Source organism: Streptomyces sp. NPDC057854, from assembly GCF_042797055.1.
GTDB lineage: Bacteria > Actinomycetota > Actinomycetes > Streptomycetales > Streptomycetaceae > Streptomyces.
The window spans coordinates 27,141-50,671 of record NZ_JBHVMF010000014.1 but is presented as its reverse complement, the minus strand read 5'-3'; the positions used below and the strand labels follow the sequence as shown (position 1 = coordinate 50,671).

Annotated in this window: 11 protein-coding genes; 3 read left to right on the top strand and 8 right to left on the bottom strand. The window is 75.6% G+C overall.

Translation table 11 applies throughout. The features are described from left to right. Positions 1–125: 125 nt before the first annotated feature. Entirely contained in the window at positions 126–1,112 is a 987-nt protein-coding gene (locus tag ACFVQZ_RS20780) for a LuxR family transcriptional regulator (RefSeq protein ID WP_051788468.1), read from the bottom strand. A 186-nt stretch (positions 1,113–1,298) separates the two neighbouring features. Here ACFVQZ_RS20780 and ACFVQZ_RS20775 point away from each other — a divergent pair, with 186 nt between their 5' ends. Both ACFVQZ_RS20775 and ACFVQZ_RS20770 read left to right on the top strand, forming a co-directional pair. Next, positions 1,299–1,967: a 4'-phosphopantetheinyl transferase gene (locus ACFVQZ_RS20775; protein WP_383624656.1), complete on the top strand. Its 669-nt coding sequence runs from the start codon at positions 1,299–1,301 to the stop codon at positions 1,965–1,967. 354 nt (positions 1,968–2,321) lie between these two features. Next, on the top strand, positions 2,322–3,701 hold the full coding sequence (locus ACFVQZ_RS20770) for an XRE family transcriptional regulator (RefSeq protein WP_081959700.1): 1,380 nt from the start codon (positions 2,322–2,324) through the stop codon (positions 3,699–3,701). Positions 3,702–3,738: 37 nt separating this feature from the next. Here ACFVQZ_RS20770 and ACFVQZ_RS20765 read toward each other — a convergent pair whose 3' ends face one another. Together ACFVQZ_RS20765 and ACFVQZ_RS20760 are read right to left on the bottom strand one after the other, a co-directional pair. Further along, the gene (locus ACFVQZ_RS20765; protein ID WP_030498325.1) at positions 3,739–5,478 is read right to left on the bottom strand and encodes an acyl-CoA dehydrogenase family protein; all 1,740 of its coding nucleotides are present in this window, start codon (positions 5,476–5,478) and stop codon (positions 3,739–3,741) included. Beyond that, positions 5,475–5,819, bottom strand: coding sequence for an acyl carrier protein (locus ACFVQZ_RS20760; protein WP_051788470.1), 345 nt, complete (start codon positions 5,817–5,819; stop codon positions 5,475–5,477). The genes ACFVQZ_RS20765 and ACFVQZ_RS20760 overlap by 4 nt, the downstream gene beginning before the upstream one ends. A 148-nt stretch (positions 5,820–5,967) precedes the next feature. Here ACFVQZ_RS20760 and ACFVQZ_RS20755 point away from each other — a divergent pair, with 148 nt between their 5' ends. After that, positions 5,968–6,768: a thioesterase II family protein gene (locus ACFVQZ_RS20755; RefSeq protein WP_030498327.1), complete on the top strand. Its 801-nt coding sequence runs from the start codon at positions 5,968–5,970 to the stop codon at positions 6,766–6,768. 28 nt (positions 6,769–6,796) lie between these two features. Here the strand turns inward: ACFVQZ_RS20755 and ACFVQZ_RS20750 are convergent, their stop codons facing one another. The 5 genes from ACFVQZ_RS20750 to ACFVQZ_RS20730 form a co-directional block, all read right to left on the bottom strand. Beyond that, the gene (locus ACFVQZ_RS20750) at positions 6,797–8,026 is read right to left on the bottom strand and encodes a cytochrome P450 (protein WP_030498328.1); all 1,230 of its coding nucleotides are present in this window, start codon (positions 8,024–8,026) and stop codon (positions 6,797–6,799) included. Positions 8,027–8,141: 115 nt separating this feature from the next. Then, entirely contained in the window at positions 8,142–8,912 is a 771-nt protein-coding gene (locus ACFVQZ_RS20745) for an SDR family NAD(P)-dependent oxidoreductase (RefSeq protein WP_383624650.1), read from the bottom strand. Positions 8,913–8,951: 39 nt separating this feature from the next. Beyond that, positions 8,952–10,025: a guanitoxin biosynthesis L-enduracididine beta-hydroxylase GntD gene (gntD, locus tag ACFVQZ_RS20740; protein ID WP_030498330.1), complete on the bottom strand. Its 1,074-nt coding sequence runs from the start codon at positions 10,023–10,025 to the stop codon at positions 8,952–8,954. Between the two features lie 282 nt (positions 10,026–10,307). Then, a complete protein-coding gene (locus ACFVQZ_RS20735; RefSeq protein WP_383624646.1) occupies positions 10,308–16,808 on the bottom strand; it encodes an amino acid adenylation domain-containing protein in 6,501 nt (2,166 codons plus the stop codon). Then, positions 16,805–23,254, bottom strand: a complete 6,450-nt coding sequence (locus ACFVQZ_RS20730) for an amino acid adenylation domain-containing protein (protein WP_383624643.1) — start codon at positions 23,252–23,254, stop codon at positions 16,805–16,807. The genes ACFVQZ_RS20735 and ACFVQZ_RS20730 overlap by 4 nt, the downstream gene beginning before the upstream one ends. Positions 23,255–23,531 lie beyond the last annotated feature (277 nt).

The window sequence follows — 23,531 nt, the reverse complement described above, 5'->3', positions numbered from 1 at the left end:
GCCGGAATTGCCGCCGCGGCGCGGGGCGGGCCGGTGGTGCGGCGCGGGTGGGGCTGGCCCGGCCCGGGCGGGCGGGGCCGGCCGGGCCGGGAGGCCGGGCCGGCCGGGCCGCCCGCCCGGGGTGGTCAGAGCCAGCCGCGTTCCGCCGCCTTGTAGCCCATCTCGAAGCGGCTCTCCGCGCCCAGGCGGGCGGAGAGGTCGGCCACGACGCGGCGGACGGTGCGGAGGGAGACGCCCAGGCGGCGGCTGACCGCGCCGTCGGTGAGTCCGCGGGAGAGGAGCCGTACCAGCTCGCGCTCCTGCGGGCTGAGCCCGTGCTCGTCGGTGCCGGTGTCGGTGCCGAGCGGGACGCCGCCCTCCCACACGTGCTCGAACAGCGCCTGGAGCGCGGCCAGCACCCCCGGCGAGGTGATCTCCATGACCGCGTACCACGGGTCGCCGGGGTCCACCGGCAGCAGCACCCGGCTGCGGTCGACGACCAGCATGTGCACCGGCAGCGAGGGGACGGTGCGCACCGGGCAGCCGAGTTCCGCGCAGCGGGTGGCGCGGCGGAGTGCGGCGGCGTCGGTGCGGATGCCGTCGGTGTAGACGATGCGGTTGGCGACCTCCCGGTGGTGGACCTGGAGGGTGAGTGCCGCGGCGAGTTCCAGCCACGCGGTGTTGCGGACGCCGCCGGGGACGAAGGCGAGCCATTCGGCCTCCACGTCGCCGGCGAGCTGCCAGAGCCGGTCGGTGACGGCCTCGCGGCCGGACACGTAGACGCCGCCCGCCTCGATGCCGCCGGGGTGCTGCTCGGCGAACTGCGCCAGCAGGTCGAGGACGGTGGCCCGGTCCTCCTCGAACTCCCTGATCCGGTCCTCGATCCCGGAGATCTGCCGGAGCAGCAGCGACTTCAGGCCGAGGTTGGGGTCGACGAGTCGGCTGCGGCCCTCGCGCTGGGGCAGCAGGAGGTCCATCTTCTCCAGCCGCTCGATGGCGGAGCGCACCTCGCCGGGCGGCAGGGCGAGCTCCTCCGCGAGGTCGTCGACGCTCTTCGAACTCCCCGCTATCAGGCCCCGGTACACGGCCGCGGCCAGGTGGTCGAACCCTAACCGTCCTAGTCTTCCGAGCATGTGCTCGCGTCCCCCTGTTCCCCGTTACCTTCGAAGCGCCCGCGGTCGGTCGGTCGGTCGAACGCGTGCGCTCCCGGCTCTTCCACTTTCTACCCGATCCCCCGCTTGTGCGATCAAGAGTCCCGAAGGGGGGAATCCGGTTCCGCCGGGCGAACAGCGCGTGCCGGACGGCGGGGCGGGCCGCCGGTGATCGCCGGTCTGCTGCCGGCCGGGGTGGCGTCGGCGGAGGCGTTCGGGGACGACGGGCCGGCCGGGCGGGTGGCGCTGTTCCCGGCCGAGCGGGCGGCGGTGGCGGGAGTGTCGCCGGAGCGGCTGCGGGAGTTCACGACGGTGCGGGGCTGCGCGCGGGCGGCGCTGGCCGCCCTGGACGTGGGGCCGGCGCCGCTGGTCCCGGGTCCGCTGGGGGCGCCGGAGTGGCCGGCGGGGGTGGTGGGCAGCATGACGCACTGCGCGGGCTACCGGGCGGCCGTGGTGGCGCGGGGTGCGGCGTACGCGTCGGTGGGGATCGACGCGGAGCCGCTGGAGCCGCTGCCGGCGGTGGTGGCGGCGCGGGTGGTGGGGGCGGTGGAGCGGGCGTGGCTGCGGGAGGACTTCCCGCCGGGCGGGCTGCCCTGCGACCGGCTGGTGTTCAGCGCCAAGGAGGCGGCGTACAAGGCGTTCTCGCCGTGGCTGGGGGCCCGGTTCGGATTCCGGGACTTCACGGTGCGACCGTACCCGGACGGCACTTTTCTCGTGATACCGCCGGAAACGGATGTCCCGCTGCCCGCGCTTCCCCGGGGCGGGGTGCGGGGGCGCTGGTCGGCGGGGGCGGGGATTCTGCTGACAGGTTTACTCGTTCAACAAAGTGAAGTCTGACCCCACGTCAGTTCACCTGGTCCTCATCCGGGCGTCCCCTCAAGGGTTTATGAATCAGTGGCACCAAGCTGCCAGCCAGCACTTCCTGCCACAGCCCCGTCCGCACTTCCCGGTTACGCTGATCCCGATCGGCCGCCTCCCGCTTGCAACCGTCGTCTTTCACCGTCCCCACGGATTAAACCTTCGGGAAAAGGCATATACCAACGGGAATTCGGGACCATCCACGTCCCCGTTCCCGAGGATCGGCCCGGCACAGGCGGCCGCGACACCGACATGTCGTCGCCGGAACAACACCGCCGATCCACCTGCGCGTTGCAACGCATTCCGCACACGATCCGGAGGGTGTTCTTCCCCATGCAGACCCCGAACGAAACGATCCCGTTCCGACCCACGGACATCCACAGCCTGAGAGACTTCCTGCTCCACCAACGCAGAATGTCGGGCTGGACCCAGGAAGAACTCTCCGAGCGGTCCGGCGTCAGCGTCCGGACCATCCGCAATCTTGAGACCGGCAGCAACGTCAATCCGCGCCGCAGCTCCGTGTCGCTGCTGCTCAGCGCGTTCGGAGCGACCGCCTCCGCGCTCGACAAGGGCGCCCCGGCGGAGAGCGGCGGCTGGCCGGCGCCCGCCCCGCACCCCGAGGCCGAGCGGCCGGCGGCCGACTCCGGCCCCCCGCCGTGGTACGGGCCCCGCCCGCTGCCGGCCCCGCTGGTGGGCCGCCAGGCCGACCTGCGGCACCTCCTCGGCGCCGTGCAGCGCGGCCGGCTCGTCGTGCTGACCGGGCCCGGCGGCGTCGGCAAGACCCGGCTGGCACTCGCGGCGGCGGCCCGGCTGCTGCCGCTCTTCCAGGACGGGGTGGCCGTCGCCGAACTGCACGACTGCCCGCCCGAGCACATCGACCCGGTCCGGGCCGCCAGCGAACTCCACCGCATCACGGGCGACCTCGTCCGTTCCGACATCTCTACGCGCGAAGACGCCGGAATGCGCAGGCAGTTGCTGGTCCTCGACAGCGCCGAGCACGTCGTCCAGCAGACCGCCCGGGTGGTCCGCGGCCTGCTCGACGCCCACCCGGGGCTGCACGTGCTGGTCACCTCGCGCCGCACCATGGCGGTGAGCGCCGCGGAGACCTGGGAGGTCGAGCCGCTGGACACCGGGCCGCGGGCGCGCGGCGAGGCCGCCGTGCCCAGCGCGGTCGAGCTCTTCCTGCGGCGGGTGCAGGCCAGCCTGCCGACGCTCGACCTGAGCAGCCGGCTGCCGCTCGTCCGGGAGCTGTGCGGGCTGCTCGACGGGCTCCCGCTGGCCATCGAATTAGCGGCGGGCCGGCTGCGGTCGCTGCCGCTCACCTCGCTCCTGGACGACGACACGCTGTTCCACCTGCTGACCCGGGTCGACGCGGGCGACCTGTCCCGCCACCGCACCCTGTCGAGCAGCGTCCGCTGGAGCTACGAGCTGCTGCCCGCCCCCCACCGGGACCTGCTGCACCGGCTGGCGGCGCTGCCCCGGACGTTCTCCCTGGACGACGCGCTGACGATCCCCGGGCCCGGCGACGCGGCCGGCGCCCCGCACGTCGCCCATCTGCTCGCCGAGCTGGCCGACGCCTCCCTGGTGCAGATCCACCGGGAACGCCAGTACCACTACCGGGTCCACTCGCTGGTCCGGCACTTCGTCACCGAGGTCGCCGGAGCCGCCCGAGCGCGGCCCGCGGACGACAGCGCCTGGTGCGCCGTCGGCTGACGGAGCACCAGGCGTGAAGGGCGCATGATCGCGGGGGTCAGGCGCCGACCGCCTCCTTGACGGTCCGGAGCGAGAAGTGCTCCGGGCCGTCGAGCGAGGCCAGGATCCGCTCCTCCAGCCACGGCAGAAACGTCTCGTCGAGCCCGGCCGACGGGTCGAGCCGCTGGAGCAGCCGCTGGAGCACCAGCACCAGCCAGCCGGTACCGCCCTCGGCGGACCGCTCGGCACCGAACGAGTACAGCCACGTGTACAGGCAGGACGCCGCCGCGTGGTGCACGCAGTGCTCCGCCGCCAGGTCCTGCCCCTCGGTGGACACCGCGTCGAACGCGTCCGTGTCCACCCGGGCGTAGAAGGCCCGGCGGCGCTCGTCGAAGGCGTCCAGCACCTTCACCAGCGCCGCGGCCTCGGCCGCCGGCAGCTCGCCGTCCGCGATCCGGCGCGCCTCGGCGACCGCCGGACCCCAGCCGCGGGTGATCTCGTCCTCGGCGGCGTTGGTGAGCCGCAGCGCCCGGCCCGACGGCTCCCAGCGCGGCGCCTCCTCCGACCAGTCGAACAGGCCGCGCAGCACCTCCTCGCCCTTCCGGGCGGGCGTCTCCGCCACCCGGGCCACGGCCCGCAGCTGCGCCGCGATGCCGTGCAGGTTGACGTGGGTGGTGCCCTCGAAGATGCTCGCGATCGCGTGGTCGCGCTGGAGCTTCTGGAACGCGCCGTGCGCCACGCCCTCGCGCAGGTAGCTGCGGGCGCCCAGCACCCGGGCCATCTCCTGGACGACCTCCTCGCCGAGGGTCGGCACCAGGTACTTGACCACCGACGACCAGAGGCTGAGCCGGGACGGCGCGACCGTGAGCGACCGGGCCACCGGCAGCGCGGTGCACTCGGCGATCAGCAGGTCGAGGAAGCCGCCCAGCAGGTGCCGCCGGATGACGGGGATCGCGTAGATCGGCTCGCCGTACAGGATCCGGTCCCGGGAGTGCCGCAGACCGATCCGGAGCACCGAGTCCATGGTGCCGATCGACAGGGCGCCGATGGCGGTCCGGGTGATCTGGAGGACCTGCAGGACCTCCGGCAGGCCCGCGCCGGCCCGGCCGAGCAGCGCCGAGGACGGCACCCGGGTGCCGCGGAAGGTGAGGCCGCTGAGGTCGTGGCCGCGCAGGCCGACCGTGCGGACGAACGGGTGGTTGTCCCAGGTGACCTCCTCCTGCTGCTTCTTGTCGAGCAGCAGCAGGGAGGAGCCGGCGCCCTCGACCTTGGCGTAGACGGTGACGAAGCGGCCCCGGGTGGCGTTGCCGACGGGCCACTTCTCGCCGGTCAGCACGTAGTCGTCGCCGTCGACGGCGGCGACGGTCTCGTTGGTGCCGAGGTCGCTGCCGTGGTCGGGCTCGGAGACCGCGAAGCAGGCGAGGTCGCCGGAGAGGAAGCCCTCGGCGACGCGGCGGCGCTGCTCGTCGGTGCCCCACAGCCACACCGGGTTGATGCCGAGGACCGCCGAGCCGAACATCACGGCGACGGTGACGTTGCGGCGGGACAGCGAGCGGGTCAGCAGGAACAGCTGCTCCAGGTTGCGGAGCTTGCCGCCGAACGGCTCGGGCACCAGGTGGTCGGCGAAGCCCCACGCGCGGACCAGGTCGACGGCGCCGGGCGGCACCGCGCCCTCCTCCTCGTGCGCGACGGTCTCGGCGTAGCTGAACGGCCCGCTCGGGGCCTCCGGGTCGCCGAGCGCCCGGTCCAGGTCCTCGGCGAGCGCGTAGGCCGGGCGGTCGAAGGCGCGCCCGGTCACGCGAGGGGGCTTTCGACGCCGTAGCGGGCGAAGACGTCCTCGACGACCTCGGCCTCGGCCAGCTCGGCCTGCCCGGCGGCCACCTCGGAGCGGACCAGCTCGATCACGTCCCCGACGTTCTGGAGCCGCATGGCCTCCTCGGGGTTGAGCGACCGGAGGCCGTACAGCTCCTCCAGGTTGTAGCCGAGCTCGGCGAGCACGAGGGAGTGGAAGCCGAGGTCGCCGATCAGCCGCAGTTCCGGGCCGACCGTGTCGACCTTGCGGGGGGCGATCAGTTGGACCATCCCGCTCACGATGGCGGAGACGGTGTCGGTGCCGACGGCGGCAGGAGTGTTCGTCATGCGGCTCACGCTAGGCACGGCGGTCCGCCGCCCCCAGGCATCCCGCCCGGCAGCCACGCGGCAACTTCGCGCGCCCGCGCGGGACATGCGGCGAAGTTGCCCCCGAGCTGCCTGGCCGACGGGCGCCCCGGCGCCCAGTCTTGCGCCCATGACGACCACTCACCACACGGCGGCGGGTCCCCTCGCCGCGTCCTCCTGGATCAGCGCCCGGTACGCCCGCGGGGTGCCGCGGCTGCGGCTGCTGTGCCTGCCGCACGCGGGCGGCGGCGTCGGCGTCTTCCACGCGTGGCGGGCCCATCTGCCGGACGGCATCGAGCTGGCGCCGGTGGAGCTGCCGGGCCGCGGCTCGCGGATCGACGAGCCGATGCCGGCGACGATGGACGCGCTGGTGGACGCGCTGTTCGACGGCGTGCGCGGGGAGCTCGACGTGCCGTACGCGCTGTTCGGGCACAGCTTCGGGGCGATCCTCGGGTACGAGCTGACCCGTAGGATCGAGCGGGAGGCGGCGCGCGCCGGCGGGCCGCGCACGCCGGGCGCGCTGCTGGTGTCGGGGTCGCGGGCGCCGCACGTGCCGCTGGGCCGCGGCTCGGTGGCGTCCGGCGACGACGCCGGGCTGATCGACTGGCTGAGCGGCACCGGGGGGCTGCCGCCGGAGCTGCTGGAGTTCCCGGAGTTCCTGCGGGACCTGCTGCGGGCGGTGCGCGGCGACATGGCGTTCGCCGAGGCGTACCTGGCGGCGGGGCCGGAGCCGGTCGGCTGCCCGCTGTCGGCGTTCGCGGGGGCCGGCGACACGGTGTCCACGGTGGCGCAGGTCGAGCCGTGGGAGCGGTACACGACGGGCCGGCACGGGCTGCGGGTGCTGCCCGGCGGGCACTACTTCCCGCAGAGCCACCCGGCGGAGACGGTCGCCGCGGTGGTCGCGGAGCTGGCGGCGGTGTCGGCGGTGTGAGCCGGCACCGCCGCGGCGGCCGGCGGGGTCAGCGGCGCGGCTCCAGGGCGACCGGGAGGGACGACAGGCCGCTGAGGAAGCTGGAGTACACGTACGTCTCCTCCCCCGCCGGCGCGACGTGCCCGACCAGCTCGCGCAGGCTCTCCAGGAGCGCGGTCAGCTCCTGGCGGGCCAGGAAGGCGCCGAGGCAGAAGTGCGGGCCGTAGGCGAACGACACGTGCTTGTTGGGGGTGCGGGCGAGGTCGAACTCTTCGGGCCGGTCGAAGATCCGCTCGTCGCGGTTGGCCGACGCCATCCAGGTGGTGACGACGTCACCCTCCTCGACGAACTGCCCGCCCAGGACCACGTCCTGGGTGGCGGTGCGGCCGGCGTGCAGGGCCGGCGTCGTCCAGCGCAGCACCTCCTCGACGGCGGGGGCGAGCGCGGCCCGGCCCGACACGAGCGCGTCCCACTGCCCGGGCCGCTCCATGAGCGCGCGCAGGCCGCCGATCATCGCGAAGCGGGTGGTCTCGTGGCCGCCCATGATGATGCTGTAGCAGTTGAAGACGATCTCCTCGTGGGTGAGGGGCCGTCCGTCGATCTCCTTGGTGACCAGCAGGCTGACGACGTCGTCGAGCGGCTTCTCCTTGCGGGAGGCGGCCAGTTCGGAGAAGTACAGCAGCAGGCCGTTGCGCGAGGCCCAGGTCGCCTCCTCGGTCGGCACGCCGTCCGGCGACGACAGGGCCGAGGAGGTCAGGTCGATGATGTGCTGACGGTCGGAGACCGGGACGCCGAGCAGGTCGCAGATGGCGGCCAGCGGGATGTGCGCGGCGACCTCGGTGGCGAAGTCGACGGTGCCGCGCTCGACGGCCTCCGCGACCAGGGCGCGGGTGCCGCGCCGCACGCTGTCGACGACGACGTCCAGGGCGCGCGGCGAGAACGGCTTGAGCAGGGCGCTGCGGAGCGCCTTGTGCGGGCGGCCGTCGGTGACGGCGAGCATCTTGCCGGCGGCGGAGTCGCCGCCGGCGAGGAGGGTGTCGAGGACGTTGCCGTGCTCCGAGGTGAAGGCGGCGCCGTCGGCGAGGACGGACACCACGTCGTCGTAGCGGCTGATCACCCAGAACCCGGGGCGCCCGGCGCGCGGCGGCTGCCAGTGCACCGGCTCCTCGTCCCGCAGCCGCTTCCAGTGCGCCCCCAGGTCGTGCCGGGCGTGCAGCAGCGGGTCGGCGAGGTCGACGTCCTCCAGGGCGCTCGTGGCGAGCGCGGGGCGGCTGGTCATGGCGGTCATCTGGACTCTCCGGCGGTGGTGCGGGCGGGCGGGGCGGGGTGTTCCTGGAGGTGACGGCGCCGGGCGGGGCGGCGGGCCCCGCCCGGCGGCCGGGTCGGCGGGCGGGTCAGCGGAGGGGTTCCGTGGGGCCCGGGAAGAAGGCGGTGGTGGCGCCCGCCGTCTCGGCGCCGTCGACCACGAACTCCTGGCCGGAGACGAACGACGCCCGGTCCGACGCGAGGAAGTGGAAGACGTCGGCGATCTCCTCGGGCGCCGCGTGGCGCCGCAGCGGGATGCGGGCGTTGGTCTCGTCGAGCATCGCGTCGGTGTACTCGGCGCGCTGCATCGGGGTGAGGACCGCGCCGGGCGCGACGCACGCGGTGCGGATCAGCGGGGCCAGCTCGATCGCGAACGTCTGGCACAGCGAGGTGACGCCCGCCTTGGAGGCGTTGTAGTCGGCGTACAGCGGGTAGCCGCGGGTGCCGTTGACGGACGCCGTGGCGAGCAGCACCCCGCCGCCCTGGCGCAGCATGTGCCCGGTCGCGTGGCGCCACAGGGCGAGGACGCCCATCAGGTTGACGTCCAGGGTGCGGCGGGCCTCGGCCTCGGTGAGGTCGAGGATGCCGTGCCGGACGCTGATGCCGGCGTTGGCGATCACCACGTCGAGCCGGCCGTGCTCGGCCTGCGTCTCGTCGACGGCGGCCCGGACCGCCTCCCAGTCGGCGACGTCGGTCTTGATCCAGCGCAGGTGCCCGCCGCCCTCGCGGGGGCCCTGCGGGGTGTCGGCGGGCGGGGCCTGGACGTCGAGGTTGACGACGTGGTCGCCGGAGCGGACGAAGCGCTCGGCGGTCGCGTGGCCGATGCCGCTCGACGCGCCGGAGACGATGACGGTGCGCATGGGTGGGCTGCCTCCCTCTCTCTGCTCGGCCGGCCGGGCTCAGACGATGACGCGCGGGTGCCGGAGCGCGTAGCCGTTGAGGTTCTGGCGGAGGTTGCGGCTGACGGTGAGCTTCTTCAGCCAGCGGTCGGTGCCGTCGTAGCGGGCGGTGAAGGGGCGGCGGCCGTGCACGGCGCGGTAGTTGTCGACGAGCAGCAGCGAGCCGGGGCCGACGGCGACGTCCTGCTGGACGCGCTGGAGCTCGGCCATCAGCCGGTCGAGCGCGCCCTCCGCCTCGGTGTCGCCGGGCCGGACGTCCATGAACGGGCGGTCGATCCGCAGGTACGGGTGGAGCCGGTCGCCGGACAGGACGGCGGTGGGCTCCGGCCGGTCCCGCATGGCCCGCAGGCCGGGCAGGGCGGGGTGGCCGGGGTCGTGGGTCTCCAGCTGCCGGATGTGCTCGGTGTCCGGCCGGATGTGGAAGCGGTTCTCCGCGAGGACCGTGCGGTCGTGGTCGTCGAGCCGCACGTCCCGCACGGAGGCCACGATGGTCGGCACCCGGTCCGGGTTCCGCAGCCCGAACAGCAGCAGGTAGTCGCAGCGGTTGGGGTGGAAGCCGTCCTCGGTGTGGAACTCCAGCAGCGCCTCGCTGCCGTAGCCGCTCTGCCGCTCCTCGTCGCCGCGGATGGGCAGGATGTTCTGGATGATCCGGCCCTCCTGGAGCGTCACCCAGCCGAACGGGTCGCCGAGGACCAGGCCGCAGAGCGCCAGCCACAGCTCCTGCGCGCGGGCCGTCTCGCCGCGGACGGCCTCCCGCCAGTGCCCGGGCGTGGCGCCGAGCGCGTCCCCGTCCACCGGGAAGCCGTGCACGAGGGCGGCGGCGGAGCGCTCGGAGCGGCGGAAGTCGGCGAGGAAGGAGCGGAGCCGGGCGGGCAGCAGGTCCTCGGCGCCGGCCGCGCGGTCGTAGAACTCCGGCAGCGACGGCGCGCCGTGGAGGTCGCCGAGCTTCTCGGCGACGGCCTCCAGCTCGGCGGCCTCGTCGGCGTCGAGCCGGAGCTCCACCGGGGTGTCGAGCCCGCCGTCGCCGGTCCCGTCCAGGGGAAGCGGGGCGGCGTGCTGCGTCGTGGTGGTCATGGTCGGTGTCCTCCTGGTCGGGACCTCGGGGGTCGGTGCGGTCGTTCGGTCCTGTGCGCCGCCGGCCCACGGGCGTGGGCGGCGGCGCGGGGTGGTGCCCGCCGGACCGGCCGAGCAGGGTCCCGGCCGTGAACGGTCCAGCGGTGGTGCGGGGTGGTGCGGTCGGTCGTACGGGGTGGTGCGGGCGTACGTCGTGATGCGGCCGTACGGGGGTCGTGCGGGGGCCGCCGGTGGTGGCCGGCGCGGGGCGGGGGCGCGTACGGATCCCGCCCCGGCTGCGGATCACACCGGGTCGCTCCACTCCTCGGCGAACTCGGCCAGCTCGTCCTGGTCGAGGGTGACGAGCGGCTCGTCGGAGCCGTCGCCGTCGCCTCCGGCGGACGCGCCGCCCGCCGGGTCGATCTCCTTCACGGCGGTGGCCAGCGCGGCGACCGTCTTGTGCGTGAAGACGTCCTTCGGGGTCATGTCCAGGCCCTCGGCGCGCGCCAGGGTGACCAGCTTGATCGAGACGATGGAGTCGCCGCCGAGGTCGAAGAAGCCGTCGTCGATGCCGACGCTCCCGGTGCCGAGCGCCTTGGCGAACAGCGCGCACAGCTGCTCCTCGCGGGCGTTGCGCGGCGCCCGGCTGTCCGCGGCGGCGGCGAAGTCCGGCGCGGGCAGCGCGTCCCGGTCGAGCTTGCCGCCGGGGGTGACGGGCAGCCGGTCGAGGACGACGACGGCGGCGGGCACCATGTACGGCGGCAGGGCGGCGGCGACCCGGTCGCGCAGGGCGGCCGGGTCGGGCCGCAGGCCGCCGGCCGGGGACACGTACCCGACGAGGCGGCGCACGCCCGGCTGGTCCTCGCGGACGACGACGGCCGCGCCGGCGACGGCGGCGTCCTCGGCGAGCACGGCCTCGATCTCGCCGGGCTCGATGCGGAAGCCGCGCACCTTGACCTGGCGGTCGGCCCGGCCGAGGTATTCGAGGGTGCCGTCGGGGCGGCGGCGCGCCAGGTCGCCGGAGCGGTACATGCGCGTCCCGGGCGGGCCGTACGGGTCGGCGACGAAGCGCTCGCCGGTCTGCCCGGGCCGGCGCAGATAGCCGAGGGCGAGTCCTTCGCCGGCCAGGTACAGCTCGCCGGGGGCGCCGACCGGCACCGGCCGCAGCGCGCTGTCGAGGAGGTGGACGCGGGCGCCGGCGACGGCCTCGCCGAGCGGCGGGTGGGTCCGGCCGGCGAGCGGGCCGCTCATGGTGGCCATGACGGTCGCCTCGGTCGGGCCGTACGCGTTGACCATCCGCCGCCCCGCGGACCAGCGCTCGACGAGGTCGGGCGTGCACGCCTCGCCGCCGACGACGAGGGTGACGCCGGGCGGCAATGCGCCCTCGGGCAGCACCGCGAGGGACGACGGCGGCAGCAGCAGCGTGGTGACGCCGTGCCGGGCGACGGTGGCGGCCAGCGACGGCCCGGGCAGCAGGTCGTCGGCGGGGGCGGCGACCACGCTCGCGCCGTTGAGCAGCGCGGTCGCCAGCTCCCACACGGAGGCGTCGAAGCTCGGCGAGGCGAACATCAGCACCCGCTCGTCGTCGCGCAGGGCGAGGCCGGTGCGCTGCTGGGCGGCGAGCGCGGCGATGCCGGTGTGCGGGACGAGGACGCCCTTGGGGCGGCCGGTCGAGCCGGAGGTGTAGATGAGGTACGCGGCGGAGCCGGCGGTCAGCGGCGCGGACCGCTCGTCGTCGCGCAGCGGCTCGCCGGACAGGCCGGTGGTGAGCTCCAGCGCCAGGCCGAACGGGTCGTCGGGGCCGGTGAGCGCGCCGCCGTCGCCGTCGAGGCTGAGGGTGCGTCCCGCGCCGGCGCCGGCCGCGGCGGTGACGGCGCTGCCGTCGGCGGTGGTGAGCACCAGGTCGGGTCGGGCGTCGTCGATGATGTACCGCAGCCGCTCCGGCGGGTAGCCGAGGTCGAGCGGCAGGTACGCGGCTCCGCTCTTGAGGACCGCCAGGACGGCGAGGACCGAGCGGGCGGACCGGGGCAGGGCGACCGCGACGACGTTGCCGGGTCCGACGCCGCGGGCGGCGAGGACGCGGGCGAGCCGGTTGGCCTCGGCGTCCAGGGTGCCGTAGGTGACCTCGTGCGGGCCGTCGTACACGGCGACGGCGTCGGGGCGGGCGGCGGCGTGGGCCTCGAAGAGCGCCGGGAAGGTGGCCCGGGGCGGGGTGGCGGCGCCGGCGCGGACCGGTTCGGCGCGCTCGGCGTCGGTCCGCAGGTCGATCCGGCCGACGGGGACCGCCGGGTCCTGGGCAAAGGCGTCCAGGACGGCGCGGACCCGGTGCAGCACGGCCGCCGCCTCGGCGGCGGTGAACAGGTCGGCGCGGTAGGTCAGTTCGAGGCTGAGCCGCCCGGACGGGACCACGACCAGGCTGAACGGGTAGTGCGAGGCGCCGGGCGCGGGGGTGTCGTCCACGCCGATCCGCAGGCCGGGCACCTGGGCCTGGACGGCGTCGCCGTCGACGGGCGTGTTCTCGAAGCCGACGACGGTGTCGAAGAGTTCGCCGATGCCGGCGGCGCGCTGCACCTCGGCGAGACCCAGGTGGTGGAAGGGCCGCAGCCCGGCCTGGGTCTCCTGGAGGGCGGCCAGGGCGTCGCGGAGCGGGCGGCCCGGGTCGAGCCGGACGCGGACGGCGACGGTGTTCATGAGCAGGCCGACCATGTCCTCGGCGCCGGGCAGCTCGGGCGGGCGGCCCGCCGTGGTGGCGCCGAAGACGACGTCGTCGCGGCCGAGGAACTGCCCGAGGGCGATCGCCCAGGCGCCCTGGACCAGCGTGTTCAGGGTCAGTCCGGCCTGGCGGGCGGTGTCGGTCAGCCGCTCGGTGGCCTCCGCGTCGAGGGCGGTCGCGACGAGCTCGGGCACGGTGGCCGTGGCGGCGTCGGAGCCGGGCGCGACCAGGGCGGGCTCGTCCAGGCCGGCCAGTTCGGCGCGCCACGCCGCGACGGCGGCCTGCTCGTCCTGGGCGGCGAGCCAGCGCAGGAAGCGGTCGAACGGGACGGGCGGGGTGCCGGTGCCGGTGCCGCCGCGGGCGTACGAGGCGAACAGGTCGCGGAAGACGAGCGGCAGCGACCAGCCGTCGAGCAGCAGGTGGTGGTGGGTCACCAGCAGCAGGTGCTCGTCGGCGGCGAGCTTGACGAGCGCGACCCGCAGCAGCGGCGGCCGGTCGGTCGCGAAGCGCCGTACCCGGTCCTCGTCGAGGAGTTCGGCGAGCCGCGCCTCCCGCTCGGCCGGCGCCAGGCCGGACAGGTCCCGCTCCTCCCACGGCACCCGCACGTCGTCGTGGACGACCTGCACGGAGCGGCCGGACCCGAGCGTGACGAACGAGGTGCGCAGCGCCGGGTGGCGGGCGAGGAGCGCGTCGAAGGCGTCGCGGAGCACGGCCGGCGCGAGGGTGCCGGTGAGCCGCAGGGGCCGCTGGGTGACGTAGACGTCGAGGGCGTCCGTGGCGAGCAGGGCGTGGAAGTGCATGCCCTGCTGGAGCGGGGTGAGCGTCCAGACGTCGGCGACGGGGCCGGCGAGGGCGTCGAGTTCGGCGCGCTCGGCGTCGTCCAGGTCGACCAGCGGGCCGGCGGCCGTGAGGTCGGCGCCCGCGTCCTGCGGCACGTCGCGGGCGACCTCGGCCAGGGCGGCGATGGTCTTGTGGACGAAGACGTCCTTCGCGCTCAGGACCAGACCCGCGCGGTGAGCACGGGCGGCGAGGCGCATCGAGACGATGGAGTCGCCCCCGAGGTCGAAGAAACTGTCGTCGACACCGACCCGGTCCCGGCCCAGCACCTCCGCGAACACCTCGTGCAGGACCCGCTCGCGCTCCGTGGACGGCGCCCGGTACTCCCGCACCGCCTTCAGCTCCAGCGCCGGCAGCGCCCGCCGGTCCACCTTCCCGTTCGGCGTCAGCGCGAACGCGTCCACCACCAGCACCCGCACCGGCACCATGTAGTCCGGAAGCACCACGGCCACCCGCTCCCGCAGCACGTCACCGTCCACGACGGCACCCGCGACCGGACGCACGTACCCGACCACATGCCGCGTCCCGGCCGCGTCCGCCACGACGGCGACCACCGCCTGCGCCACCCCGGGATCCGACGCGAGCACCGCCTCGATCTCCCCCAGCTCGACCCGGTGACCCCGCACCTTCACCTGGAAGTCGACCCGGCCGCAGTACTCCACCGCACCATCGGCCCGCCGGCGCCCCAGGTCACCCGTCCGGTACATCCGCGCACCCGGCGCACCCCCGACGTCCGCCACGAACCGCTCGGCCGTCAGACCCGGACGCCCCACATAGCCGCGCGCCACACCCGCGCCCGCGATGTAGATCTCCCCCACCACACCCACCGGCACCGGACGCAGGAACCCGTCCAGGACGTGGACGTCGGTGTTGTCGGCGGGGCCGCCGAGGGAGGGCCGGTCGCTGTCGGCGGCGCGGCAGAGCATCGCGTCGACGGTGCACTCGGCGGGGCCGTACAGGTTGTAGACGGACAGGCCCGGGAGGGCGCGCAGCTCGGTCCACAGGTCGTCGCCGACCTCCTCGCCGCCGAGGGCGAGGGTACGGATGCGGTGGCCGCCGCCGCTGCCGTCGAGCAGGCCGGCGGCGAGGAGCTGGCGGGCGACGGACGGGGTGGTGTCGAGGACGTCCACGGCGGCGTCGGCCGCGTAGGCGACGAGGGCCAGGGCGTCCTTGCGGACGGTGTCGTCGACGATGTGGAGCTCGTTGCCCGCGACCATCCACAGCAGCTGGCTCCACGAGGCGTCGAAGCCGAGGGAGTTGGTGAGGGCGGCGCGCAGCGGACGGCCGCCGGCCGCCTCCCGCTCGGGGGTGAAGAAGTTCGCCCGGTGGCTGTGGAACATGTTGACGAGGTTGCGGTGCTCGACGGCGACGCCCTTGGGGCGGCCGGTGGAGCCCGAGGTGTACACGACGTACGCGAGATCGGCGGGGCCCGCCGGCCGGGGCGCGTCGGCGCCGGGCTCCGGGGAGTCGTCCCCGGCGTCGGCGAGCAGCACCGGCACGTCGTCCGGCAGCGCGTGCCGGGTCGTCGCGTCGGCGACGACGAGCGCGGGCCCGGCCTCGGCGCAGAGCGCGGCGATCCGGTCGGCGGGCTGGTCGGCGTCGAGCGGCAGGTAGGCGGCGCCGGACTTCAGCACGGCGAGGATCGCGGAGACGGCGGCGGTGGTACGGGGAAGGGCGACGGCCACCAGGTGGCCGGGCCCGGCGCCCCGCGCGGTCAGCCGGCGGGCGAGCCGGTCGGCGTCCGCGTCGAGCGCGGCGAAGGTGAGACGGCCGGTGGCGTCGACGGCGGCGACGGCGTCCGGGGTGGCGCGGGCCTGCTCCTCGAACAGCGCGTGGAGGGTCTGCGGCGGGTGGGCGGCGGTGCGGCCGCGCGAGACGGCCAGGAGGGCGTCGTGCTGGGCCTCGGTCCACACCGGGAGCTGGGCGACGGGCACGTCGGGGCGGCCGGTGAGGGCTTCGAGGAGCGGGGCGAGCCGGTCGAGGATCGCGGTCGCCTCCTCGGTGCCGTACACGTCCTCGCGGTGGTTGAGTTCGAGGCGCAGCCGGGGGCCGGGGTAGACGGCGAGGCTCAGCGGGTAGTGGGTGCCCTCCGGGGTGTCCTCGGCGGCGTCACGCAGCACGCTGACGGTGAGCCCGGCGACCTGCGCGCCCTGGACGGCCTCCTCGACCGGGTAGTTCTCGAAGGCGAGGGTGGTGTCGAAGAGTTCGGTGACGCCGACGGCGCGCTGGATGTCGGCGAGGCCGAGGTACTGGTGGCCGAGGAGATCGGTCTGCTCGGCCTGGACGCGGCCGAGGAGCGCGGCGGCGGTCTCGGCGGGGTCGACGCGGATCCGGGCCGGCACGGTGTTGATCATCAGGCCGACCATGCGGTCGGCGCCGGCGAGCTCCGGGGGGCGTCCGGCGACGGTGTTGCCGAAGACGACGTCGGGCCGGCCGGTGAGCGAGGTCAGCAGCAGCGCCCAGGCGGCCTGGACGACGGTGTTGAGGGTGACCTCGCGGGCCCGGGCGGCCTGCGCGACGCGGGCCGTGGCCGCCTCGGACAGTTCGGCGACGACGCGGCGCTGGCCTCGGTCGGAGTCCCGGGTGCCGTGACCGCCGGCGACCAGGGTGGGGCCGTCGACGCCCGCCAGGGCGGTGCGCCAGGCCCGTTCGGCGTGCTCGCGGTCCTGCGCGCCGAGCCAGCCGAGGTAGTCGGCGAACGGCACGGCCGGCTCCAGCGCGTCGGCGGAGCCGCCGTCGCGGTAGATGCGGAAGAGGTCGCCGAGGACCAGCGGCACGGACCAGCCGTCGAGCAGGATGTGGTGGTGGGTGACGACCAGCACGTGGTGCTCGGGCGCCAGCTTGACGAGGGTGCAGCGCAGCAGCGGCGGGCGGGCCATGTCGAAGCGGCGGGCCCGGTCCTCGGTCAGCAGCCGGGTCAGCCGGACCGTGCGCTCGTCCGGGCCGAAGCCGGAGAGGTCGGCCTCCTCCCAGTGCGGCTCCACCGCCCGGGCGACGGCCTGGACGGCCTCGCCCGAGCGGCGCCGGAGGAACCCCGCGCGGAGGCTCCCGTGGCGCGCCAGCAGAGCGGCGCAGGAGCCGCGCAGCACCTCCGGGTCGAGGGCACCGACCAGTTCCAGAGGTGTCTGCACGTTGTAGAAGTCGACGCCGCCGGTACCGGCGTCGACGCCGTCGCCGTCGAAGAGGGCGTGGAAGAGCATGCCCTGCTGGAGCGGGGTGAGCGGCAGGACCGCTTCGAGTGTCGTCTGCCTCACGGCGTTGCCTCCCACTGGGCTTCGAGCTCGTCGAATTCGTCCGCGTCGATGCTCATCAGGGCGTCGGCGCTCGCTGGCTTGGTGTTGTCGTTGTCGTCGTCGGCGGGTGCGTCGGTGGCGACGAGGGCGAGGGCGGCGATGGTCTTGTGGACGAAGACGTCCTTCGCGCTCAGGACCAGGCCCGCGCGGTGGGCGCGGGCGGCGAGGCGCATCGAGACGATGGAGTCGCCCCCGAGGTCGAAGAAGCTGTCGTCGACACCGACCCGGTCCCGGCCCAGGACCTCCGCGAACACGTCGTGCAGGACCCGCTCGCGCTCGGTGGACGGCGCCCGGTACTCCCGCACCGCCTTCAGCTCCAGCGCCGGCAGCGCCCGCCGGTCGACCTTCCCGTTCGGCGTCAGCGCGAACGCGTCCACCACCAGCACCCGCACCGGCACCATGTAGTCCGGAAGCACCACGGCCACCCGCTCCCGCAGCACGTCACCATCGACGCTCGCACCGGCCACCGGCCGCACGTACCCGACCACATGCCGCGTCCCGGCCGCGTCCGCCACGACGGCGACCACCGCCTGCGCCACCCCGGGATCCGACGCGAGAACGGCCTCGATCTCCCCCAGCTCGACCCGGTGACCCCGCACCTTCACCTGGAAGTCCACCCGGCCGCAGTACTCCACCGAGCCATCCGCCCGCCGGCGCCCCAGGTCACCCGTCCGGTACATCCGCGCACCCGGCGCACCCCCGACGTCCGCCACGAACCGCTCGGCCGTCAGACCCGGACGCCCCACATACCCGCGCGCCACACCCGCGCCCGCGATGTAGATCTCCCCCACCACACCCACCGGCACCGGACGCAGGAACCCGTCCAGGACGTGCAGGCGCAGGCCGGCGAGGGGGGTGCCGACGGGGACGGCGGTGGGGTGGCGGCCGGCGTCGGCGCGGCCGGTGGTGGTGTAGACGGACACCTCGGTGGGCCCGTACTGGTTGTGCAGTTCCGCCGCCGGGACGGCCGCGTGGAAGCGGTCGGCGAGGGCGCCGGTGAGCTGTTCGCCGCCGACGAAGACCTGCCGCAGCGTGGTGCAGCGGTCGCTGCCGGGCTCGCGGAGGAAGACCTCCAGGGTCGAGGGGACGAACTGGGCGACGGTGACGCCCTCGTCGCGGATCAGGCCGGGCAGGTAGCCGGGCGCGTCCTCACCGTCGGGCCGGGAGACGACCACGGCGGCGCCGTGGTGGAGCGGCCAGAAGATCTCCCACACCGACGGGTCGAAGCTGAGCGAGGTGCGCTGGAGCACCCGGTCGGCGGCGGTCAGCGGATGCCTGCGCTGCATGCCGGCCAGGTAGTTGGTGATGCCGGCGTGAGTGACCACGATGCCCTTGGGGCGGCCGGTGGAGCCCGAGGTGTACACGACGTACGCCGGGTGGGCCGGCAGCACCGCTGTCCCCGGGTGCTCGGCGGCGGCGTCGGCCTCGGCGGCGTGGGCCGCGAGGAAGGCGTCGTCCACGACGAAGGCGGGCCGGGCCTGGTCCAGCATGTGCCGGACCCGCTCCTCCGGGTACTCGGGGTCGAGCGGCAGGTAGGCGGCGCCGGCCCGGTGGACGGCGAGCAGGACGGTGATCAGCGCGGCCGACCGGCGCATCCGGACGCCGACGACCTCGCCGGGGGCGGCGCCCCGGGCCGCGAGGACGGTGGCGAGCCGGCCGGCGCGGGCGTCGAGCTCGGCGTAGGCGATCCGCTCGCCCTCGCAGACGACGGCGACGGCGTCCGGGGTGCGGCGCGCCTGCGCGGCGAACAGCGCGGGGAGCGTGCCGGGGACCGGGTCGCCGCCGGGGTCGGCGGGCTCCAGGGCCGCCAGCTCGGCCCCGGTCAGCAACGGAAGCCGCCCGACCGGCAGTTCGGGGTCGGTGGCGAAGGTCTCCAGGACGGTCCGCAGCCGGGCGAGGCAGCTTGCGGCGTCCTCGGCGTCGAACAGGGCGGTGCGGTGGGTGAGTTCGAGGCGCAGCCGCTCGCCGGGGCCGGCGGAGAGGCTGAGCGGGTAGTGGGTGGCGCCGGTGGGGTCGGCCTCCTCGACGGTGATGGTGAGGCCGTCGGCCTGGGCGAGGATCTGCTCGCGGTCGATCGGCGCGTTGCCGAACACCACGGAGGTGTCGAAGAGTTCGTTGTGTCCGGCGATCCGGTGCAGGTCGGCGAGGCCGAGGTGGTGGTGGTCGGCGAGGGCCAGCTGCTCGCCCTGCACCCGGGCCAGCAGGTCGGCCAGCGGCTCCTCCGGGCGCAGCCGGACCCGGACCGGGACGGTGTTCATGAGCAGGCCGACGATCTCGTCGACGCCGTCCAGGCGGGGCGGGCGGCCGGAGACGGTGCCGCCGAAGACGACGTCGTCGCGGCCGGTGAGGGTGTGCAGGAGCAGCGCCCAGGCGCCCTGGACGACGGTGTTGAGGGTGACGCCGCGGGCGCGGGCGGCCTTCTGGACGTCGGCGGTGAGGCCGGCGGGCAGCTCGGCGACGAGGAGGCCGGGCAGCGCGTCGGCACTGTCTGCACTGTCTGCGGTGGCTGCGGGAGCGGGGGCGGCGGGGGCCACGAGGGTGGGGCCGTCCAGACCCGCGAGGGCCCGGCCCCAGTCCTCCTCGGCCGCCGCCCGGTCCTGCCCGGCCGCCCACGCCAGATAGGCGCGGAACGGCACCGGGGCGGGCAGCGCGGCGGTGTCGCCGCGGTGGAGCGCGAGCAGGTCGCGCAGGATCAGCGGCACCGACCAGCCGTCGAAGACGATGTGGTGGCCGGTGAGGACCATCAGGTGCCGCTCGTCCTCCAGGCGGACCAGGGCGAAGCGCAGCAGCGGCGGCCGGGACATGTCGAAGCGGGTCCGCTTCTCGGCGGCGAGCAGGGCGGCGAGGCGGGCGTCCCGTTCGGCGGCGGGCAGTCCGCGCAGGTCGTGCTCGTCGACGGGGACCTCGGCTGTGCGGGCGACGAGCTGGAGGGCTTCGCCGGACGCGGACCGGGCGTAGCCGGCGCGGAGCGCGGTGTGCCGGCGGACGAGGCCCTGGCAGGCGTCGCGGAAGGCGGCGGGGTCGAGCGGGCCGGCGAGCCCGAAGACCTTCTGCACGGTGTACGCGTCGGGGGCGTCGCCGAACTCGGCGTGGAAGAGCATGCCCTCCTGGAGCGGGGTCAGCGGCAGCACGTCCGCGAGGCCGCTCTCGCCGCCGTCGTCCAGGTGGCGCCAGGCCGCCGCGAGCCGTTCGCGTTCGCCGTCGGCGAGGGTGACCAGTGCGGCGTCCGGGTCGACGGGGCGGACGGTGCGTCCGGCGCCGCGCTCCAGCTCCTCGCCGGCGTGGGCGGCGAGCGCGGCGACCGTCTTGTGCGCGAAGACGGCCTGCGGGGTGAGCGGGAGGCCGGCGCGGGCGGCCCGGGAGGCGAGCCGGACGGCGACGATGGAGTCGCCGCCCAGCTCGAAGAAGCTGTCGTCGACGCCGACGTCGGTGGCGCCGAGCAGGTCGGCGAAGAGCCCGCACAGCACGGCCTCGCGTTCGTCGCGCGGGGCGCGTTCGGCGGCGGTGCCGACGTACGCGGGGGCGGGCAGCGCCCGCTGGTCGAGCTTGCCGCTCGGGGTGAGCGGCAGGTCCGGGAGGACGACCACGGCGGCGGGGACCATGTACGGGGGCAGGGCGTCGCGGACCCGCTGCTTCAGCGCGGCGGCGTCGGGGGCGGCGGTGCCGGCCGGGACGACGTAGGCGACGAGCTGGCGGACGCCGGGCCGGTCCTCGCGGACGACGACGCTGGCCCGGGCGACGCCGGGCGCGCTCGCGAGGACGCTCTCGATCTCGCCGGGTTCGATGCGGAAGCCGCGCACCTTGACCTGCCGGTCGGTGCGGCCGAGGTGGATCAGTTCGCCGTCGGCGGTCCACCGGGCCAGGTCGCCGGTGCGGTACATGCGGCTGCCGGGAGGGCCGTACGGGTCGGCGACGAAGCGTTCGGCGGTGAGCCCGGGCCGGTTCAGGTAGCCGCGGGCGAGGCCGTCGCCGGCCAGGTGGATCTCGCCGGGGACGCCGGGCGGCACGGGACGCAGCGCGTCGTCGAGGAGCCGGACCCGGGTGCCGGGGACGGTGCCGCCCATGGGGGGCACGATCCGGCCGGACAGCGGGCCGGTCTGGGTGGCGATGACGGTGGACTCGGTGGGGCCGTACGCGTTGACCATGCGGCGGCCGGGCGACCAGCGGTCCACCAGCTCGGGCGAGCACGCCTCCGCGCCGACGACGAGGACGATGCCCTCGGGCAGTCCGCCGGCGGGCATGGCGGCCAGCGCGGACGGGGCCATGAGCAGGCAGTCGACGCCCAGTTCGCGGACGAGCGCGGCGAGTTCGGGGCCGGGCGTGAGGCGTTCGGCGGGGGCGACGACGAGGGCGGCGCCGGTGAGCAGCGCCGTGCACATCTCCCACACGGAGGCGTCGAAGCCGGGCGACGCGAACTGGAGGACGCGCCGCTCCGGGGTGATCTCCAGCAGGGTCCGCTGGTGGGCGAGGAGTCCGGCGAGGCCGGTGTGGGTGACGACGACGCCCTTGGGACGGCCGGTGGAGCCGGAGGTGTAGATGACGTACGCGGGGTGCTCGGGGCGCGGGCCGGCGGGGTCCTCCGGCGCGGGGGCGGCGCCGGGCTCGGGGGTGCCGTCGGCGTCCAGGTAGAGCCGGGGCACGCCGGGGGCCAGGCCGGGGTCGTCGGTGGCGCGGGAGGTCAGCAGCAGCGCGGGCGCGGTGTCGTCGAGCATGGCGGTCACGCGGGACCGCTGGTAGGTGAGGTCGATCGGCAGGTGGACGGCGCCGGAGCGCAGCACGCCGACGGCGGCGACGACGGCGGCGGTGCCGCGCGGCAGGGCGACGGCGACGACCCGCTCGGGTCCGGCGCCGCAGGCGGCGAGCACGCGGGCGAGCAGGCCGGAGCGGGCGTCGAGTCCGGCGTAGTCGAGGTCGCCGTCGGCGGAGACGACGGCGGGCCGGTGCGGGGTCGCCCGGACCTGGTCGGCGAACAGCTCGGGGAAGGTGCGGACGGGCTCCGCGGGCGCGGCGGGCAGGCCGGCCGCGAGGTGCCGGGCGCGCTCGGCGTCGGTGGCGACGTCGACGCGGGCGAGCGGCCGGTCGCCGGGGGCGGCGAGGAAGCGGTCCAGGAAGGCGGTGAACCGCTCCTGGTGGGCCGCGAGTTCGGCCTCGGTGTACCGCTCGGGGTTGGCCTCGAACGCGATCCGCACGCCGGTGCCGTCGGGTTCCGGGTGGCAGGTGAGGTTGAGGTCGATGACGGGCCCGCCGGACAGCGCGGTCAGGGTGGCCTCGCGGCCGGCGAAGTTGCTCTCGGAGCCGGCGGGCATGATGTTGACGAGCACGCCGAACAGCTGCTCGTTGGTGCCGAGCAGGCGCAGGTCGCGGCGGAGTTCGTCGTACGGGTGCCGCTGGTGGGTGAGGAGTTCGCCGAGGCGGCGGCCGACGTGCCGGATCAGTTCGGTGCGGCTCGCGGCCGGGTCGACGGTGAGGCGCAGCGGCAGCGTGTTGGAGAGCATGCCGGGCACGTTCTGGGAGCGCGGCCCGAGACGGGCGGTGGCGGGCACGCCGAGGGTGAGGTCGGTGGCGCCGGTGACGCCGTGCAGGTACGCGGCGACGGCGGCGAGCAGGGCGACGCTCCACGGGGCGCGGGCGGCGCGGCCGGCGCCGTGCAGGGCCCGGTAGTCGTCGGCGCCGAGCCGGGTCTCGGCGGCGTGCGCGATGCCGGCGGCGCCGGTCGGCACTCCGGGGGCGGGGCTGACGGTCTCGGGGCGGTCCTCGAACGCCCGCGTCCAGTACTCCTTGTCGGCGGTGTACTGCTCCGAGGCGCGGTACTCGGCCTCGTCGGCGAGCAGGTCGGTGAGCGGGCCGAGCGGCCGGCCGGCCGGCTCCTCGCCGGCGACCAGCGCCTCGTACACCTCCTCGATGCGGCGGGAGTGCAGCACGGAGCCGTAGCCGTCGGACAGGATGTGGTGGCTGCGCTGGTACCAGAGGTAGTGGTCGTCGCCGACCCGCATGAGGACGTGCGCGGAGAGGACGCCGGTGAACAGGTCGTTGGCGGTGCGCCGGTCCGCGTCCATGAGGGCGTGCGCCGCCGCGAACGGGTCCGGCTCGCCGGTGAGGTCCAGCTCCCGCCAGGTCGAGCAGCCGGGGGCGACGGGACGCTGCCGGGGGCCGTCGGCGGTCTCCTCGAACGCGACGTCGAAGCTTCCGCTCTCGCCCTCGGCGACCCGCACCGCCCGCGCGAGCAGCGGCCCGTCCACCGGCCCGCGGACCTCCATCACGACGACCGTGTTGAAGGCCGGGTCGTGGGGGGCGAGCCGCTGGGCGTAGAAGACGCCCCGCTGGGCGGCCGTGAGCGGCAGCGCGCCGCCGGCGTCGGGGCCGGACGTCTCGGGGCGGACGGTGGTCTCCGCGTCACGTGAAGTCATTCGGATCGTCAACCGCTCTCTCGTGAGCCGCTCTCGGTGCGCGCCGTCCCGGTCGGGCGGCCCCGGCCGGGGAAGCCGCGGCGGGCGCCGGTTCGGGGCGCGTGGCGACGGGCCGGGGGCGGACGGTGCGCGTCGATGCTGCCCCGGTCCGCGGGCCGGTCACCAGGCAACCGACCGGCAATCGGGGTGCCCGGTCAGCTGCCGCCCGGCGCCCGCCGAGTTACCGGCCGCTTGCCTGGTGGCGGGCGTCCGGCGGGGTGAGGATGCCGACGGCCCG

Excerpts from the sequence above, each read along its gene's own strand:
- ACFVQZ_RS20780 (WP_051788468.1), bottom strand. The coding sequence starts at position 1,112 with ATGCTCGGAAGACTAGGACGGTTAGGGTTCGACCACCTGGCCGCGGCC.
- ACFVQZ_RS20770 (WP_081959700.1), top strand. The coding sequence starts at position 2,322 with ATGCAGACCCCGAACGAAACGATCCCGTTCCGACCCACGGACATCCAC.
- ACFVQZ_RS20760 (WP_051788470.1), bottom strand. The coding sequence starts at position 5,819 with ATGACGAACACTCCTGCCGCCGTCGGCACCGACACCGTCTCCGCCATC.
- ACFVQZ_RS20755 (WP_030498327.1), top strand. The coding sequence starts at position 5,968 with ATGACGACCACTCACCACACGGCGGCGGGTCCCCTCGCCGCGTCCTCC.
- ACFVQZ_RS20750 (WP_030498328.1), bottom strand. The coding sequence starts at position 8,026 with ATGACCAGCCGCCCCGCGCTCGCCACGAGCGCCCTGGAGGACGTCGAC.
- ACFVQZ_RS20745 (WP_383624650.1), bottom strand. The coding sequence starts at position 8,912 with ATGCGCACCGTCATCGTCTCCGGCGCGTCGAGCGGCATCGGCCACGCG.
- gntD (WP_030498330.1), bottom strand. The coding sequence starts at position 10,025 with ATGACCACCACGACGCAGCACGCCGCCCCGCTTCCCCTGGACGGGACC.
- ACFVQZ_RS20730 (WP_383624643.1), bottom strand. The coding sequence starts at position 23,254 with ATGACTTCACGTGACGCGGAGACCACCGTCCGCCCCGAGACGTCCGGC.